This is a genomic window from Okeania sp. KiyG1 (genome assembly GCF_014132355.1).
Taxonomy (GTDB): Bacteria; Cyanobacteriota; Cyanobacteriia; order Cyanobacteriales; family Microcoleaceae; genus Okeania.
The window spans coordinates 1-15,702 of sequence record NZ_BLZO01000042.1 but is presented as its reverse complement, the minus strand read 5'-3'; the positions used below and the strand labels follow the sequence as shown (position 1 = coordinate 15,702).

Annotated in this window: 15 protein-coding genes and 1 pseudogene; 9 read left to right on the top strand and 7 right to left on the bottom strand. The window is 37.3% G+C overall.

What is annotated here, in order from left to right:
• Nucleotides 1–10: 10 nt before the first annotated feature.
• A complete protein-coding gene (locus SAGCYANO_RS07065) occupies nucleotides 11–2,671 on the bottom strand; it encodes an AAA-like domain-containing protein (protein WP_202219432.1) in 2,661 nt (886 codons plus the stop codon).
• A gap of 1,445 nt (nucleotides 2,672–4,116) precedes the next feature.
• On the opposite strand from SAGCYANO_RS07065, the gene SAGCYANO_RS07060 reads away from it, so the two are divergent.
• The 5 genes and pseudogenes from SAGCYANO_RS07060 to SAGCYANO_RS07050 form a co-directional block, all read left to right on the top strand.
• Nucleotides 4,117–4,554, top strand: a complete 438-nt coding sequence (locus SAGCYANO_RS07060; protein ID WP_202219431.1) for a helix-turn-helix domain-containing protein — start codon at nucleotides 4,117–4,119, stop codon at nucleotides 4,552–4,554.
• A gap of 1,074 nt (nucleotides 4,555–5,628) precedes the next feature.
• Entirely contained in the window at nucleotides 5,629–5,835 is a 207-nt protein-coding gene (locus SAGCYANO_RS44295; protein WP_237395908.1) for a transposase family protein, read from the top strand.
• Nucleotides 5,828–5,986: a transposase family protein gene (locus SAGCYANO_RS44290; protein WP_237395907.1), complete on the top strand. Its 159-nt coding sequence runs from the start codon at nucleotides 5,828–5,830 to the stop codon at nucleotides 5,984–5,986. The genes SAGCYANO_RS44295 and SAGCYANO_RS44290 overlap by 8 nt, the downstream gene beginning before the upstream one ends.
• Before the next feature lie 71 nt (nucleotides 5,987–6,057).
• Nucleotides 6,058–6,270, top strand: coding sequence for a hypothetical protein (locus SAGCYANO_RS44285; RefSeq protein WP_237395906.1), 213 nt, complete (start codon nucleotides 6,058–6,060; stop codon nucleotides 6,268–6,270).
• A gap of 575 nt (nucleotides 6,271–6,845) precedes the next feature.
• Nucleotides 6,846–7,115, top strand: a pseudogene (locus tag SAGCYANO_RS07050) (ISAs1 family transposase); the annotation flags it as partial.
• On the opposite strand, the gene SAGCYANO_RS07045 reads toward SAGCYANO_RS07050, so the two are convergent.
• The 3 genes from SAGCYANO_RS07045 to SAGCYANO_RS07035 all read right to left on the bottom strand — a co-directional run bounded on the left by SAGCYANO_RS07045 (nucleotide 7,095) and on the right by SAGCYANO_RS07035 (nucleotide 8,262).
• On the bottom strand, nucleotides 7,095–7,265 hold the full coding sequence (locus SAGCYANO_RS07045; RefSeq protein WP_202219430.1) for a hypothetical protein: 171 nt from the start codon (nucleotides 7,263–7,265) through the stop codon (nucleotides 7,095–7,097). The pseudogene SAGCYANO_RS07050 and the gene SAGCYANO_RS07045 overlap by 21 nt on opposite strands.
• Nucleotides 7,266–7,433: 168 nt before the next feature.
• Nucleotides 7,434–7,706, bottom strand: a complete 273-nt coding sequence (locus tag SAGCYANO_RS07040) for a hypothetical protein (RefSeq protein ID WP_202219429.1) — start codon at nucleotides 7,704–7,706, stop codon at nucleotides 7,434–7,436.
• A 388-nt stretch (nucleotides 7,707–8,094) separates the two neighbouring features.
• Nucleotides 8,095–8,262, bottom strand: a complete 168-nt coding sequence (locus tag SAGCYANO_RS07035; RefSeq protein ID WP_202219428.1) for a hypothetical protein — start codon at nucleotides 8,260–8,262, stop codon at nucleotides 8,095–8,097.
• A 218-nt stretch (nucleotides 8,263–8,480) separates the two neighbouring features.
• On the opposite strand from SAGCYANO_RS07035, the gene SAGCYANO_RS07030 reads away from it, so the two are divergent.
• The 3 genes from SAGCYANO_RS07030 to SAGCYANO_RS07020 are packed head-to-tail and all read left to right on the top strand — an operon-like array spanning nucleotide 8,481 to nucleotide 9,730.
• Entirely contained in the window at nucleotides 8,481–8,804 is a 324-nt protein-coding gene (locus SAGCYANO_RS07030) for a hypothetical protein (RefSeq protein ID WP_202219427.1), read from the top strand.
• A 10-nt stretch (nucleotides 8,805–8,814) separates the two neighbouring features.
• Entirely contained in the window at nucleotides 8,815–9,417 is a 603-nt protein-coding gene (locus SAGCYANO_RS07025) for a hypothetical protein (RefSeq protein WP_202219426.1), read from the top strand.
• Complete coding sequence (locus SAGCYANO_RS07020) at nucleotides 9,407–9,730, top strand: hypothetical protein (protein WP_202219425.1); 324 nt, start codon at nucleotides 9,407–9,409, stop codon at nucleotides 9,728–9,730. The genes SAGCYANO_RS07025 and SAGCYANO_RS07020 overlap by 11 nt, the downstream gene beginning before the upstream one ends.
• 1,116 nt (nucleotides 9,731–10,846) lie before the next feature.
• Here SAGCYANO_RS07020 and SAGCYANO_RS44280 read toward each other — a convergent pair.
• From SAGCYANO_RS44280 to SAGCYANO_RS44270, 3 genes are read right to left on the bottom strand one after another with little or no spacing between them, the layout of a single operon-like run.
• Nucleotides 10,847–11,059, bottom strand: coding sequence for a hypothetical protein (locus SAGCYANO_RS44280; protein ID WP_237395904.1), 213 nt, complete (start codon nucleotides 11,057–11,059; stop codon nucleotides 10,847–10,849).
• Nucleotides 11,060–11,062: 3 nt separating this feature from the next.
• Nucleotides 11,063–11,401, bottom strand: a complete 339-nt coding sequence (locus tag SAGCYANO_RS44275; RefSeq protein WP_237395902.1) for a hypothetical protein — start codon at nucleotides 11,399–11,401, stop codon at nucleotides 11,063–11,065.
• Nucleotides 11,313–11,564: a helix-turn-helix domain-containing protein gene (locus SAGCYANO_RS44270; RefSeq protein WP_237395900.1), complete on the bottom strand. Its 252-nt coding sequence runs from the start codon at nucleotides 11,562–11,564 to the stop codon at nucleotides 11,313–11,315. The genes SAGCYANO_RS44275 and SAGCYANO_RS44270 overlap by 89 nt, the downstream gene beginning before the upstream one ends.
• A 932-nt stretch (nucleotides 11,565–12,496) precedes the next feature.
• Here SAGCYANO_RS44270 and SAGCYANO_RS07010 point away from each other — a divergent pair.
• On the top strand, nucleotides 12,497–15,702 hold a 3,206-nt coding region (locus SAGCYANO_RS07010), incomplete at its 3' end, for a response regulator (protein WP_202219424.1).

Here is a 15,702-nt window from a genome sequence, read left to right as displayed (position 1 = left end):
CCCTTTTATTTTAGTTCTGACAAAATTCAATTACTCTCATAAAATAGTTAGGTTTTCCTACTAAAAAACGACAACCTTTACTCAAAAGTTCATCTAAATCTTCCACAGACCTGAGCCAAACCTTACCATTACTACCAGCAACAGCAATTTTTTTACTATCTGAACTAAAACTAATACTAATTACATTCTCCATAAATTCAAATTGACTAATTTGCCGTCCTGATAAATTCCAAAGTCGCACAATACTATCAATTCCAACAGTAGCTATTAACTCTCCATCAGGACTAAAACTAACTAACTTAGTATCCAGATGTAAACTTTGAAAATTGTTCATTAACTTTCCTGTAGAAAGCTGCCACAATTCTACTACTCCATTTGATGTTGCTGTTAGTAAAAGCTGGGGTTGAGAAACGCTAAAATTCATACTAATAGCTTGCACATCTAGAGTTTTGAATTGATTTTCAGATATACTCCATAATCTTATTGTAGACTTTCCATCTAATGTTGCTAGAAAATTTCCATTAGGACTAAAACTAACCGCTCTAATCAAACCATTATCATTCAAAATTGAATCAGATAATATAGTCATAGGAGACGATGATACATTCCAAATTTGAATAGGAATATCTATGCCAGAAGTTGCTAAATACTTACCATCAGCACTAAAACTAATACTATTAACCTCAGTTTGAGATATCTCTAATACATATAAATTTTCCCCTAATAAATTCCAGATTTTCACAGTACCATCACTACCAGCAGTTGCTAAATATTGACCATTCGGATGAAAAATTAAACTATTAACTGATTTTTGCTCCGTTTGCCATTCTGCAATTTTTTCGCCCTCAAAATTCCAAATAATTACTTTTCCATCTACTCCTGCTGAAGCTAAAATATCTCGATTCGGTCTAAATTTAACACTGGTAACAGCACCTTCATGACCTTGCAGAATAATCTTTCTTTTTTGAAGAAAACTATCTTCAAATTGTTTTTGTTCGTCAAGTTTATCCAGAATCATTTGTAATGCTAATATCGGTCGAGTCGCAGGATATTCTGCTAGAGGAATATTGTTATTAACTAAATCTTTTAACCTTTGTCCCGCAGATATCGCCTTGGGTAAAGCTTCCAACAATGCTTGATTTGTTGTTGACTTTTTGAACATTGCTAATAACAAAGCATCAGTGCCAGTTTGTTCAATTTCTCGACTAGATTGTGCTAATCGAAATCTTTGATAAGCTAATAGCGAAAAACCTATTGATAAAACTAAAGATGTGCCAAGGATAGCAGAACCTATGGAAATCCAACGTTTAGCTTTTTGTTGTGCTTTGACAACTTCTGCCTGAGCTTTTTTAGTTTCTATTTTTGTTAATTCTAAAGCTTCTATTTGAGCATCTAAAACTAATCTTTGGCTAGTAGTCAAAAACTGAAAATCTTGATTTCTTAAACTTTTTCCCGCTGCCCAAACTAAAGCAGATTGTAAATCTTCCCCTTGCAATAAATAAGATTTATCTTCACAGTTTGAATGAAGCCATGCTTTAATTTTTGTAGAATAAGGAGGTAGTTTTTCTAACTCTTCATTAATCATTTCTTCGTGAAAAACTGCAGCATATATAGGATTAGCCACAGTTAATTTACTATCTCGTCTAACTACCAATCCAGATAACCTCAGTTCCATTTGTTCAGGACTATCATCGGCAACTATTCCAGCCCAATCATTCTGTAAAACTTGCTGATATAACCCTAATCTTCTGACTATTCTTTCATCCTTTCTGAAAAGGCGATCGCGAATAGTTTTCAAATGTTCTGGTATATCTTTTGTCTCCCAATGATGAATAATTTGAGATTTAATTATCTCCTCTAATTCGATTTTGGGATTAACAATTACAGTTCCATTTTCAATGATAATTTTACACACTTTTTGAGTTAAAAACGGTTGTCCATTCGTCCAGGATAAAATCTCTTTTAAAACTTCCTCTGGTTGCTGACAAATTTCGACTAATCCATCCACCAAAGATAAGGCTTCATCAAATTTAAAACCACTTAACTCAATAGCTCTACCAATATTAAAAGGCGTACTATTTTGGTCTTGACATAAATCTTGAGGCGTACTAACTCCTAACAAAGCAAAAGTTAAGCGATTATATTCTTGATTATTGGCACGTTTATTATAACAAGACCGAATAAATCCAAAAAAATCATCTACCGGAAAATCCAGAGCTAGAATACTATCAATTTCATCAATAAAAATCGCAATATTATTCTGGATTTTTGTCAGTAATATCGTTTCAATAAATTCACTTAATCGTTGTACGGGTGCTAAATAATTTCGTTCTCGCCACCAGGTACGAATATTCACATATTCTGAGAGGTTAAAATTATTTTCCAAAATGCGGAGAATACCTGCATACCACTGCTCAGGAGTAACCCCCCTATTACCTATTTCTGAAATATCTATTGCCACACAAGAAATACCTTCTTGCTGTAATCTTTTAATCGTTCTAACCTGCAAGCTAGATTTTCCCATTTGACGAGAATTTAGAACATAACAAAACTCACTTATTTTGAGATTTTTATATAAGTCTTCATCTGCTTGTCGCTTGACGTAGTTGGGTGAATTTTTGGGGAGACAACCACCGACTTGATAATAGGATTTTTGTGTTGAACTATTCATGTTAAGAATGTATTAGATATCTCCAAAAAAATATAATGATGATATTTTAAACTTGAAAAAGTAAGAAAGAGTAAAGAAAAAGGGAAAATATAATGATAATCGAATAGTGTTTTTATCAATATTAATTAGGACTTATATCATGTCCGGTTGAACAGTTATAAATAGATGATGAAGGAGTCAGGAGTCAGGAGTCAACCCACCCCTAACCCAACCCACCCCCACCCCTCCCAGGAGGGGATCCAGGAGGGGAAGTCAGGAGGGAAGAAAGAGGAAGAAAGAGGAAGAAAGAAAAAGTTTTTTGATCACTAATTATCCGGACATGATATTACGCAGTAAAACGTATTTTCGTCCGAAGCGACCCACAGGGTTTGCGTCGCAGTCCAGAACCTTTACCGAAATATTGTGCTTTAAAGCCTCCCCTTTTAAGGGGATAATAAATAAAAATTTTCATGATTAGTCAATCCTCTTCTTTTCAAGGAGAGGTAATTCTAAATTCGCGCATTCTAAATTCTAAATTCTTGAAAATACTGATGCTACCGGGCTTGATATAATCAGATTTTTGCTAAAAACCCTAAATATTTTGAGAGTTAAAAACGAAAAATTCAGCTTTTTAAGCACATTTTGCTTAAACAAATAAACCTATTAAAAATAGTGGGATAGGTTAATCTACTCATATAAAATCTGGATAATTATTTATTGTATGATGAGTAAAGTCAGTTCAATAATTGATAATTGATAATGGATAATTGATAATTACCTCTCCCTAAAACGGATAGGATTGAATAAAAGGAAAATATTTTCTTGTTTCTCCATGGCGAGTGAGAGGATTTTTACCTTAATTATTCGGTAAGGGAGAAGTTTAATTTACGACTTACAGGAGTTAGGAGTTTACCAATTCCTCAAAATAAGGCTATTCCTATTAGACATAGGCGCGATCTTCAAAAATTCAATCAATTATCGCCCATAAATCATCAATTATTTCCCCCTACTCTGTAGGGACGTTGCATGCAACGTCCCTACCTAATCCCTCTTTTCCAGATTTGAACATTATAAAGATTTTATAAAGATTTTCATCAAAAAAGTAAAGATTTTGTGAAGTGAAAAATTTATCTGAATAAAGTCTTTTATGTATTTACACATATATTATAAAATGATATAGTATATATAGATAAATAACTAAACCGTAAATAATACAACTGCAAAGTTAATAAAACTAATAGATATTTCTCAGATTAAGTGTTAGTCCGTAAATTAAAAATTACGGTTAAACTGCTCAAAAAGGTTTACTACCTTAACAAAGAAATAATCTCCAGTTGTAACGGTGAATTTAAACTTTACAGGGTCATCTATTTCTGGGATAGCCATTGCGTTGAGCAGAACAGAGTTCTACTGCTTCCCAGAGTCGAGCTACTAATATTTATTACTCCCTGATAAAGTAGAAAAAGATGCCTAAAAAAGCCTATCTCAAATCTCATCTGAGCGAAATAGAAATCAAAACACGTTATCTCCAAACTAGAGATAGAGTCGAATCTCGACGCTGGCACCTTTTGTGGTTAGTGTCTCAAAATTGGACGATAAAAGAAGCAGCTAAAGCTTTGGGTTTTAACTATGATTACGCTAAAGATATAGTAAAAAATTACAATCAACAAGGACCAAATGCCATTTTAAATCGACGGAAAACCCGAAAATTTTATCCTTCTCATGCTTTACTGACTCTAGAACAACAAGAACAATTACGCATAGCACTTAAAAATCCACCCAGAGACCAAGAAACCTGGACTGGACCAAAAGTGGCAGAATGGATTGCGAAAACTATTGGACGCGATCGCGTTTCTCCCCAACGTGGATGGGAATATATGAAACGATGTAGTTCTAATTCTTAAATTTCCTGAATATTCCAACGTTTAATTTTTCTCTTTTACTCTATTTATAGTAGGGTTGTGTGACGGCATCATTAATTGAGCTGTCACACATTAATAGATAGTGCGTTATATCATCTCCGTTTAATAGCGGTTCTTAGATGGATATAAACGCTTCGGTAAATATTTTGGCTGCGGGAGGAGCAGTGTCAGTCTGTGGAGCGCGCTTTTAGACCAGAAGGGAGTAAGTCTCGGAAGGCGGGTGCGGCAGAAACAGAAAGTCTCTAGCAGTGATGGAGCGGGAATCCCGCGCTGTCTCGTAGAGCAGCATCGGGAGGATGTCAATATATAGCAGTCACCACTATAGAACCCATTTGAGATCTATTTAAAAAGAGATGGGGGATGGGGAGATGGGGGGATGGGGAGATGGGAGCATTTTCTACCTGCAAGGGAAGCTATCGGGCGGCGCGGGGTCGCATCCGCTTTTTCCTCTATTCTCGTTCCTGAATTTCCACAGCTTGCTCAGACTCAGGACCGCAGCTAAAAGTACATACCCCATGCAAAGATACGGTTAGGGGTTCTATAGTTAGGACATTGGGTAATTATGATGATTTATGACGCGAGCAAGATGCTCGCACTAATTGTCAAACACCAACCAGGCGGTTGCTATACTTACAGCGGTTTTCATTTGGGTAGACCAGAGTAGGGACGTTCCATGGAACGTCCCCACAACGTTTGATGTGTGAAGATGTGGTTCATCAATGAGCAAAAGCGCTGTAATCATCTGGACATAGTATTCTATAATAGACTTGTCGCTTAATAAGGTAAAGTAAGAATTGGTATTACTAGATGAGATGGAAAAATGCTAGACATCAATCGAGTGCTTAAAGAAGACCGACTGTTAAGGGCATTAACTGGACTAAACCGTAAGGCATTTGATGAATTGTTGCCAGCTTTTTCTGTCCAACTTAACAGCGAAGCGATACGGCTGACGCCACGCTCCGCGAACGCCACCACCCAAAAGCCTCGACTCCGAGCCTGAGGGGGAGGTAGAAAAGCCAGATTGCTACAAGCTTCATAAAATTGCTATTTTTTATTTTGTTCTATTTTAAATGCTATCCTACCTTTGATGTGGCCGGAGTATTGTTTGACTTACACCGCAGTCGAGCACATCGTTGGATGTTAAGGCTACAACCAATACTGGAGAAGTCATTGGTAAAAAAAATGGCCTTACCAGAACGTAAATTGGAAAGCGTCGGAGAATTCATTACCAGATTTCCATCTGCCTGCATAAGTAATGATTGATGGCACAGAACGGCCAATTCAACGTCCAAAAGAGCAACAGAAGCAAAAAAATCATTACTCAGGTAAAAATTTGCGTCATACGAGTCAACATTTAATTATGACAGACGAGAATAAGAGAGTCTTAGTGCTTTCACTCATCACGAGAGGGTAAGGTGCATGGGCATTCGGCAACTTTCTGGAAGAAAAACTGGTAGAATTTGTGCGTTTTGGAAGTGACAATTCATGTTGATTCAGGCAATCGCGGGATTACAGAAAGAATTTGTTAACATCAAGCTGACCCACGAAAAAGCCGAGAAAGAAAGAATTAACAGACAAACAGAAACAATTCCCCCAGAGAAAAAAGTAGAGTTCGTGTCAAGTGTGAACACACGATATCAGGTGTCAAAAGATACAATGCAACAACAGCAATCTACAGAAATCGGATCAAAGATTTAGACGATCGCTACCATGTTAACTGCTGTAGGACTCTGGAATTTCTACTTGATGGTAGCATAGATTGATGGGTGCAACCCACGATTTGACAATTTTGCGATCGCCACTTTTCAGGTTTTATTTAGCGACAAGTCTAATATCCTTTTAATAGCGTTCAGGAAAAAATTTCTTATCCTCTTCCTTCTTCTTCCCTCCTGACTTCCCTCCTAGATCCCCTCCTGGGAGGGGTGGGGGTGGGTTGGGTTAGGGGTGGGTTTACTCCTGAGTTCCCCTCCCAGGAAGGGTTAGCACGGAAAACGCATCTAATTTTTTTGACAAATGACCAAGGAGATAATTTCAAATGGAGACTATGCGATATAGCTGCCGCTAGGCTCCGCCAACGCGTTTGCGTAGCATTCCGTAGGAAAGCGGACTTCCAGTCTATCGCTTCTCAAATCACCATCAAAAAATACCCAAACTTTCAACCGTCAAAACTATCAAATAAATTTCATAATTAATACTGAAAACAAACTAATTAAAACTGAATATTAGAGTTTTATTGAGGAGAATTATTCTAGTAATAATAGAAAAGTTTCACAATGAAACTCCAGCCCAAAAAGAGTATTTATGAGTATTTTAATAAACTAGAATACCCAAGGGTAGATAGAACTAAAGGTCATAAATTAATTGAGATTATGATAATTACGATTTGTGCTGTAATTTGTGGCGCGGATACATGGGTAGATATAGAAGCTTATGGTGAGTCTAAATATGAATGGCTAAAAAGTTTTTTAGAACTCCCTAATGGCATTCCATCTCATGATACATTTGCGCGAGTTTTTGCACGGCTAGAACCAGAAAAATTGCAGCAATCTAGCAGAAGCAACAAGAGCTAAATAAAGGTGTTCCTGTGGTAGCGATCGCCACTTTGTCCGTCTGCCATCGCCAGGAAGTGTATTGTCTTCCTGCGGTGGTGTCAAAGGTTCTGTTTGCGGTATGTTTTCTTCGTTTTCTCCCATCGCTGTTCAACTACACATCCGTAAATATTGTTGAGACAATAAGGGACTATCCTTGACATCGTCCTCCTGTAATCTTGAGACTTCAGCAATATTTCTAGATCGAGAAAAGAATCGGGTACGTCTATTCGAGTGCAAAATAATTTGAGTCCCAAAACCTCCCGATCGCCATCAACTGTCATAGTCCTCTACTGCTTCTTCAAAACACTCCACTGCTGATAAAGCAAAGGTGGCAATTTGTATCAAGTCCTTTTGTTGTCCGACTGACCCATCGAAATTATGGTGAACTCCTGAATTTGCGACAATCTCTTTATAAATATCCCAAGCTCTATGATTGCGACTGCCCTCAACAAGACTTAATTGTTTAGCCAGATAACTAGCTGAAATAGCTATAGAATCTTTATCAATGGTCACAAAATTTTCCACTGAGTCATTTTCAGTCATTAATTACCTCCAAATATCTTTAAGGAAGCGGGGGGGACAGCATAATAGAAACCCCCACGCGCTCTAGATGGATACTCTATGTCAGATTTTTGTCAGTTAACGTTAAATTTAACTGCCAAGGAGATTTTAGCCATGTTAGCTTTTGGAATTAATTAGAGGTTTGGCCGAATAAATCCCAAACTGCTAAACCTCATAATTTGACGCTTCAAACAATCCTGTTTCATAACTCTTGATTTGGTTCGGTGGAATTGCGATCGCGACACCGAGGAGGAAGAGTAGATGGCCACACCAGTCAGGGCCGGGGAATGGATCGAAGTAACTACAAATAAGTACGACTCCCACAAGGTCAAACTCAAAGGCCAAAAATTTGAGGTAGAGCGCACCAACGTTACCACCGGAGAGCTGACCATCCAGACTGTCGGAGGAAGGTTGGCAATCCATCCACCGCTTTTGGCATATCCCACCATGTTTTGAGTAATTTCTCTAAGGCGCTAAAACTATTCCCTCGCATTCCAGTACATTTAGCACAGGGCGCACTGCCAATGCATCGGGGCACTACGCTCCTGGAACAGATGAAGTTCACGACTACAGGCCCCAAAGTCGGTACGAATCAGTTTATCGACGCCCAAGTATCCCTGGAGTCGGAATTGAGTTGGCGACAACGATTATGACCATGCCGACAGGGGCGCAAGGTCTTAGACCTCCAATAGTATTAATAGGTTGGGGTCCGGATATAAGGAAAAGGATAGAGCAGTTTACACTAAAAGTCGGTGCATGGATGAGTTTCCCCGGAAATCCAGATTTTCCTTATTATCAGATTTTCGGACTATTGCTATTAAGCAAGCTTTTATGAAGGGGAGGCAAGGAATTAAGAATTTTTGGCAAGGTTTACCGAAGGAGGTTAAGGGGAAGTTTCCTCAGTTGGATAATGCAATCACTAACTGGGGAGCTAAGGGAAGCAAACCTTGGTCTATTCAAGGTGTGGTAGAAAAACGGATTGAGGAGCTTAATGATCAAAAATTGCAAGACTTGGTAGAAGGATTACTGTCAGGGTTTTGGGAACAGTTCCGTCAATCTGTTGAATACGTTTATTACTAAGAGGTCGCAAATGGCTACAGGAATCCCTAAGAGTTATACTCGCTCCACAATTGAGAAGATGGAGGAGAGCATGGCTAAATTGAAATTACAGCAAGGATTGTTAAGCAATGATAATCCTGAAGAACTGCCTAATTTTGAGGTTTGGAGATACAGCAGTAGCGCTCGCCTCGACGAGCCTTATGGAAATCATCCTAGGTATTTGTCAGGCACAGCTCCACTTGTGGCAGTGCAAGCTTCAGCTATCAAAGCGCTGCATGATGAACTGTCTTTAAGGTTAGGATATGCTGTCACCTTTGATGAATGGTTTGAGGAATGGCAAACAGGTTATCCGTCGTTGATTAACCGGAAAGGCAGTAATTCTAAGCTCAAAACTAACTATCCTATCGTGTCTACTCAAGACCGTAAAGGTTGGAGAGAAGAGAAGAAATCAAGGCCGGAATACAACGAATGGGAACACCCGAAGCAAAATAAAAAACTCCGGACTATTGAATATTTTCCTGAAGGTACGGCAAAACCTGAAAGTTCTGTGGTTTTTTCGGGTAGTGACAGTCAGTTAATTCAGTCAATCCAACTTTTTACGACTTGCAGCTTTATCTCTCAGCTTGTTAGCTAATTTATCTTTTGTGGCTGTTCCTCTGATATTTAAGCAGAGCGAGAATAGGGTTTCTAACCTCAGAAAGAAAATCGACCACTACGAAAAAATAGAAGAAAAGCTGCAATGTTGCACAGAAGAATTAAAGTCAATTCAAATAATATGTGAGTCTAGCGAGAATACCAGTGAAGTTTTTTCATCTGATGCCGATAAATCTAAAATAGCCGCTTATTATCAAGGAATTATTTATCAGATAAAAGAAAAAACAAGGCTAACCTTGGAAGCAATTAGTCACAAGTCAAGGAAAAGAAATAATTCCAACTATAGCAACTAGAAAGACTATAGATTTTACTCCGCTGAGATATTTTTTGTCTGTTAATAATTTAATGTTAAATTCGTTCTATTTGATTATTAACAGTTACTGTTAATTTTTTACCGCGCTAACCTTCATAAATATCCAGATTTAATCTTTAAGTTACTGAGTTTGACTTTTTTACAGACTAACGTTGAATCAGCGATCGCTACCCCAGGTGAACAATTCCATTGGCCATCGATAAGGTCCTTCAATATTGCAAGGCCATTGAGTTGCTTTCGCGATCGCGTAAATGACTAGCGACCAACAATGTCGGGCCAAGAGCTGGAACAAACCTTCTAGGGAATTCTTACACAGACTTTCTTGGGATCAAAACTAAAGATCAATTTTTTTAATGGTTATGCAGGGATGAAAGTCAAAAGTCAAAAGTCAAAAGTCAAAAGTTATAAAGTTAAAATTTTATCAGCTTGAGGGTGAAATTTTGGAAATCCCATAAATAGGGTTTGCTGAAAAAAGCGAAGCGTGGGTGGGTGGGGACCCACCCCTAACCCCTCCGGTGGAGGGGAATGTGGGGAGTTGGTTCGTGTGGTAAGGGTGGGAAGACGCTCGAAAGTAGAAGGAATAATTGTTCGGGAGATTTTCCTGCCATACTCACCCCACGCATACTCACTTTTTGAGGGTAAGTGAATTGAAACAGGCACAGTTTTTTCTACGATCAAAAGGCCAATACCTTTATTTACCAGTACTTTGAGATTTAATCAGCAAGCCCTAAATATTCCGGTCAAAAGTCAAAATTTTAAAGTCAAAAGCTTATCAGCTTGAGGGTGAAATTTTGGAAATACTATAAATAACACTTTATTCAATAAAAGTCAAAAAATGATCTGGTAGTCAAAGGAAAGGTGAGGACAGATCGAAAACTTAAAACTCAGACAACACAAGATTTTTTGGTCTTTCAGTCCTTCCTTCTGCCATAACAAATTTTATCTTTACCCATCAAGTTTCTAATACCAAGCGTGATAAATGTTTGTTACAAATGGTAGGGACGTTGCATAAGGGCGTCCGTATGAAAGAAGGAAGAGGAAAGAAGGAAGAAGGGATAAATATTGAAAAAAAGGGAAAAACAATATAAATAACTATCTAAAGGGTCTTTAATCGCTTCTGAGAAGAGCGATAGTATTGAGGTATAGGGACAGATTCTCCGACCCTTGTTACTAAGAATTCATGAAGCCCCATATCAATCAAGAGAGTATTTTTTAATGTAGGTTCAACTTTAGTTGTTAAAGCTGGAACTGATTTATCTTCTAGGGATAAAGTAATATAATAACCATCAGCTTTACGACTAATCGTCACAGTTTAAGAGTGAAAACCATCAGGTAACGGCCGATGTTGAATTAACTTTATATTGCCTATTTTTGGCAAGTTGATCTTGTTTTCTTGAATGCAGTCTTGCTTGATTTGAGGATAAGTAAAACTACGATAACGACCTTTTCCCTTAAACCTTGGTTTCCCTAATTTATGTCCATTTTTGTCTGCTTTCAACCATCTATCAAAGGCAAGTTTTACCCGTTTTATGCAGTCGTGGCATACCTGAGAATGAATTAGCTTATATTCTGGAAATTTGTCTTTGGTATTGACTAAATCTTTTTTTTGAGAGTAATAATCTGGATGGTCTCTTAGTTGAGGAATTGGCATCTACCTTGGGGCAAGCATTAACTGGACAGCGATTTTCTGACCACCATGAGAATCTTTCACCTAACCGATAGTTGTACTGCCGACGCAACAATTCCAACCACATTTCTATTGTGGCTAACTGTTTTTTATTGGGCCTTAATTTATATTGGTAGGCAGTCCCCATGGTGGAAAATTTCCGGGGTTATTGCAATATAATCATACAAGTTTTTCAACTAGGGCGAAAGCTTCTGCTGGGATAGCGTGCAAATTGAATGGGCATCGAACCTATTCAATTGGCCGCTGATTCATCTCATACTCCTCTTTAAAATTATGGTGTGAGGCTCAACGGCGGTTTAGCTAAATCGCTTTTTCCTTCTTCCTTCTTCCTTTTTGATGAATATTCACACTTTAGGAAACCTCGCAAATTAGCACTCGCTTTTAAATGCATGACTTTTAACTTCTGGGTAGCGGCACTATTTTCTTATTCAAGACTGTAATTAGGGTTTGCTGAATAAAGCTAAAAGTCAGCTTAGTTAAGGTAATGGAGCTTTTTATATTCAATTTATCTCCTGAGTTATTGGCTCTTATTTACCTCAAAATGCTGAAATTTTCTGCTGAAATTCAAGAAAATTTCTTCACATAAAATGGCGAAACCATTGCCTGTTCCGCCGTCTCCGTGTCCCCGCGTCTGGTGCGTCTCCGTGTCCTACTCCCACCAACCAATTTATTCAGCAAACCCTAATTGGTGGTCTATACAAAGTGGAAGTTTTAAATTTTTTTCAGTATAATTGCTGAAGATATTCTCACCTTAAAGGCTAGTGTTTAATCCAAAATTAACCATGTTAGACAAATTTCATAAAATATTGCTACAGTCACGATACAGGGAAAACTTAACTGGGAACAGGAAAATAAAAACATAACAAAAAAGGTTGAATTTTTAGATTTTATGAAATATAGATTTTTTATGGTAGGAATAAATCACAAATTAAGATGTAACTACCTTGGCTTGAATTTTGTATTACTTTTAACTTTTTAACTGTTTAACTTTATATAAAAGTTTATAGAATATTCCAAAACTTTTTTATATTTAAAACTTTATCCTTTAACCTGGGCAAAATGTTTAGCAAACTTCCCCTGAAAACTGTCCTCATTGTCCCTTTTGTTCTACAAATCTTTGGTGCTGTGGGATTAGTGGGATATTTTTCTTTGATCAATGGGCGACAAACTGTTGATAACCTTGCTAACCAGTTAACCCACAAAATTAGCAGTGGTATTGAACAGCACGTTTTAGGATATCTAAACAAATCCCATCAAGTTTTAAGAGTAACTAATGATGCCATAGAAAGTGAAAATTTAGATGTTGATGATTTTGCTGCTCTGAGACTTTACTTTTGGCAAGTTGTAAAAGAACAAGATTTAGAAGATTATCTCTTCTTTGGCAATGAAGAAGGAGAATTTATCGGGGTTGAACGTTTAGAAAATGGAGATATTCTTTTTAAAATTCGTAACTTTGCGACTCAACCTATTCGGGAAACTTACTTACTTAATAATCAAGGTAATATCAGCGAATATTTAAAAGGAAAAGCTTACGATCCTCGCGATCGCCCATGGTATAAAGCAGCAAAGGAGCTAGGCGAACCAACCTGGAGTCCAATTTTTGCTTCCTTTTCCCGTGAAAATACTTCCTTAGACATATCAGCAGTCAGACCTATTTTCAACTCAAGTGGGCAGTTTGTGGGAGTCCTCTCAAATAAAACAACCCTGGTGCAAGTCACAAGTTTCCTGAGTAACTTATATATTAGTGCTAACGGACAGAGTTTTATTATGGAGCGATCGGGAGATTTAGTCGTCAGTTCTCAAATTAAGACACCATTTATCATTACGGAAGAGGGCAAAAAGCGGAAGATCGAACGTCTACCTGCCATTGAAAGTAATGACCCTACACTCAGCGCTACTGTCGAAAAGTTAAAAGAACATTTTGGTGATTTTAAAAATATTCATAGCGATCGCAAGCTTAAATTTCTAATTGATGGATCTTGGTATTATACCAGAGTTATGCCAGTTAAAGATGGTAAAGGTCTTGATTGGTTAATAGTTGTAGTCGTTCCTGAAAATGACTTCATGGGACAAATAAACGCCAATACCAAGACCACTATTTTATTAAGTTTTAGCGCTTTGATGATATCTATATTGGTAGGAATAGCCACTACTCACTGGGTTACTCAACCAATTTTACAACTTAATACTGCTGCGAAAGAAATTGCTGCAGGCCAATGGGAAAACCCTCTCAATATTCACCGTCACGATGAAGTAGGCGAACTTGCCAACTCTTTCGACCTTATGGCAAACCAACTCAAAAATTCCTTTGAAAGCTTAGAAGCAAAAAATGAACAACTCAAACAACTAGACCGCCTCAAAGACGAATTTTTAGCTAACACCTCCCACGAACTCCGAACCCCCCTCAATGGCATTATTGGTATTGGCGAATTTCTTTTGGAAGGAGATAAAGCACAACTAAATTCACTCATTCAATCTAACTTAAGCATGATAGTTTCTAGTGCTCGTCGTCTATCTAATCTTGTTAACGACATTCTTGACTTCTCTAAAATCAGACACCAGACACTAGAATTACAAACTAGGGCTATTAATGTTTATGGAGTAGTAGAGACAGTAGTTAGCTTAAATAAATTTTTGGTCAGCAAAAATAAATATCTACAGTTAGTAAATAATATTCCCAAAGACTTACCCCCCGTCTATGCCGATGAAAACCGTTTACAACAAATTCTCTATAACTTAATTGGCAATGCTATTAAATTTACTGAGTCTGGTAAGGTCGAAATTTTGGCAGAAGTAATTAGCAAAAATTCTATAAACCCCCATCAGCAAATTCAGGCCCGAGAATACTCCAATCAAAATATAGAGGAATCTCAAGAAGTCAGGATCGTCGTCTCAGATAGTGGTATCGGTATTCCCGCTGATAAACTAAACCGCATCTTTAACTCTTTTGAACAAGCAGAAGGTTCCACAGGTAGAAAATATGGCGGTACAGGTTTAGGGTTAGCAGTCACAAAACAATTAGTCGAACTCCACGGCGGTCATATCTGGGTGGAGTCTGAAGTTGGTGTTGGTTCCAAATTTTACTTTACCTTACCAATTTCAGAAGAATCTGTAGCAGAGACCTCCACTACTGCCACCATCAATAGTATTCGTTATTTTGTAGAAGATCCAGTAGAAACACCTCAAGAAATTACTCCTCATCTTGTAGAGCTAGTAGAAACACCTCAAGAAATTACTTCTGTTAAAACCGAGCTTGCTAATGGTAATTTCCACATTTTAATTGTTGATGATGAACCAATAAATATTCAAGTTCTCAAAAATCACTTAACAGCAAATAACTACAAAGTTACCCAAGCATTAAATGGAAAAAGTGCTTTAGCTGCTTTAGATAAAGAAGAAAATATAGACTTAATTTTGCTAGATGTAATGATGCCTAATATGTCTGGTTATGAAGTTTGCGCTAAAATTCGGGAAAAATATCCTGCCCAAACTTTGCCAATTTTAATGTTAACAGCTAAAAATCAAGTAGCTGATTTAGTCATGGGTTTTCAATTTGGTGCCAATGATTATTTGACTAAACCTTTTGCCAAAGATGAATTATTAACTAGACTTAAAACTCATCTTCAATTATCAAAAATTACTAATGCTTACGGACGTTTTGTCCCCCACGAATATGTAAAATTACTTTCTAAAGAAAATATTATTGATGTTAATTTAGGCGATCGAGTTTGTAAAGAAATGGCAATTTTCTTTTCTGATATTCGTTCTTTTACTACCCTATCTGAGAAGATGACAGCTCAAGAAACTTTTGCTTTTGTTAACGGTTATTTACAACAAGTTGCCCCAGAAATTCGCGATCGCAATGGTTTGATTATTAAGTTTATGGGAGATGGCATTATGGCAGTATTTCCGAATGGTGTTGATGATGCTCTACAATCAACTATTTCTCAGCTTCATAAATTACATAAATATAATCAAACTCTACAAGATCAAGGTTTATTTCCCATTAAAATTGGGGTAGGTATTCATTGGGGTCACATGATGGTGGGTATAGTGGGAGAGAAAACTCGGATGTCGGGAGACGCACTTTCTGATAATGTCAATTTGACAGCTCGTTTGGAAGGCTTAACTAAATATTATGGAGTTTCTTTGTTAATTTCTGAATCAGCTTTTCAGGGTTTAAAAAATCCAGAAAAATATCAAATTAGGTTTTTAGACCGAGCATCTGTTAAAGGTAGAGATGAACCAATTAATGTTTATGAAGT

Bases quoted from the DNA above. Each gene is read 5' to 3' on its own strand.
- SAGCYANO_RS07065 (WP_202219432.1), bottom strand. From the start codon at position 2,671: ATGAATAGTTCAACACAAAAATCCTATTATCAAGTCGGTGGTTGTCTC.
- SAGCYANO_RS07045 (WP_202219430.1), bottom strand. From the start codon at position 7,265: ATGGGAGAAAACGAAGAAAACATACCGCAAACAGAACCTTTGACACCA.
- SAGCYANO_RS44270 (WP_237395900.1), bottom strand. From the start codon at position 11,564: ATGGGGACTGCCTACCAATATAAATTAAGGCCCAATAAAAAACAGTTA.
- SAGCYANO_RS44275 (WP_237395902.1), bottom strand. From the start codon at position 11,401: ATGCCAATTCCTCAACTAAGAGACCATCCAGATTATTACTCTCAAAAA.
- SAGCYANO_RS44290 (WP_237395907.1), top strand. From the start codon at position 5,828: ATGATTGATGGCACAGAACGGCCAATTCAACGTCCAAAAGAGCAACAG.
- SAGCYANO_RS07060 (WP_202219431.1), top strand. From the start codon at position 4,117: ATGCCTAAAAAAGCCTATCTCAAATCTCATCTGAGCGAAATAGAAATC.
- SAGCYANO_RS07025 (WP_202219426.1), top strand. From the start codon at position 8,815: ATGGCTACAGGAATCCCTAAGAGTTATACTCGCTCCACAATTGAGAAG.
- SAGCYANO_RS44285 (WP_237395906.1), top strand. From the start codon at position 6,058: ATGTTGATTCAGGCAATCGCGGGATTACAGAAAGAATTTGTTAACATC.
- SAGCYANO_RS07040 (WP_202219429.1), bottom strand. From the start codon at position 7,706: ATGACTGAAAATGACTCAGTGGAAAATTTTGTGACCATTGATAAAGAT.
- SAGCYANO_RS07030 (WP_202219427.1), top strand. From the start codon at position 8,481: ATGGATGAGTTTCCCCGGAAATCCAGATTTTCCTTATTATCAGATTTT.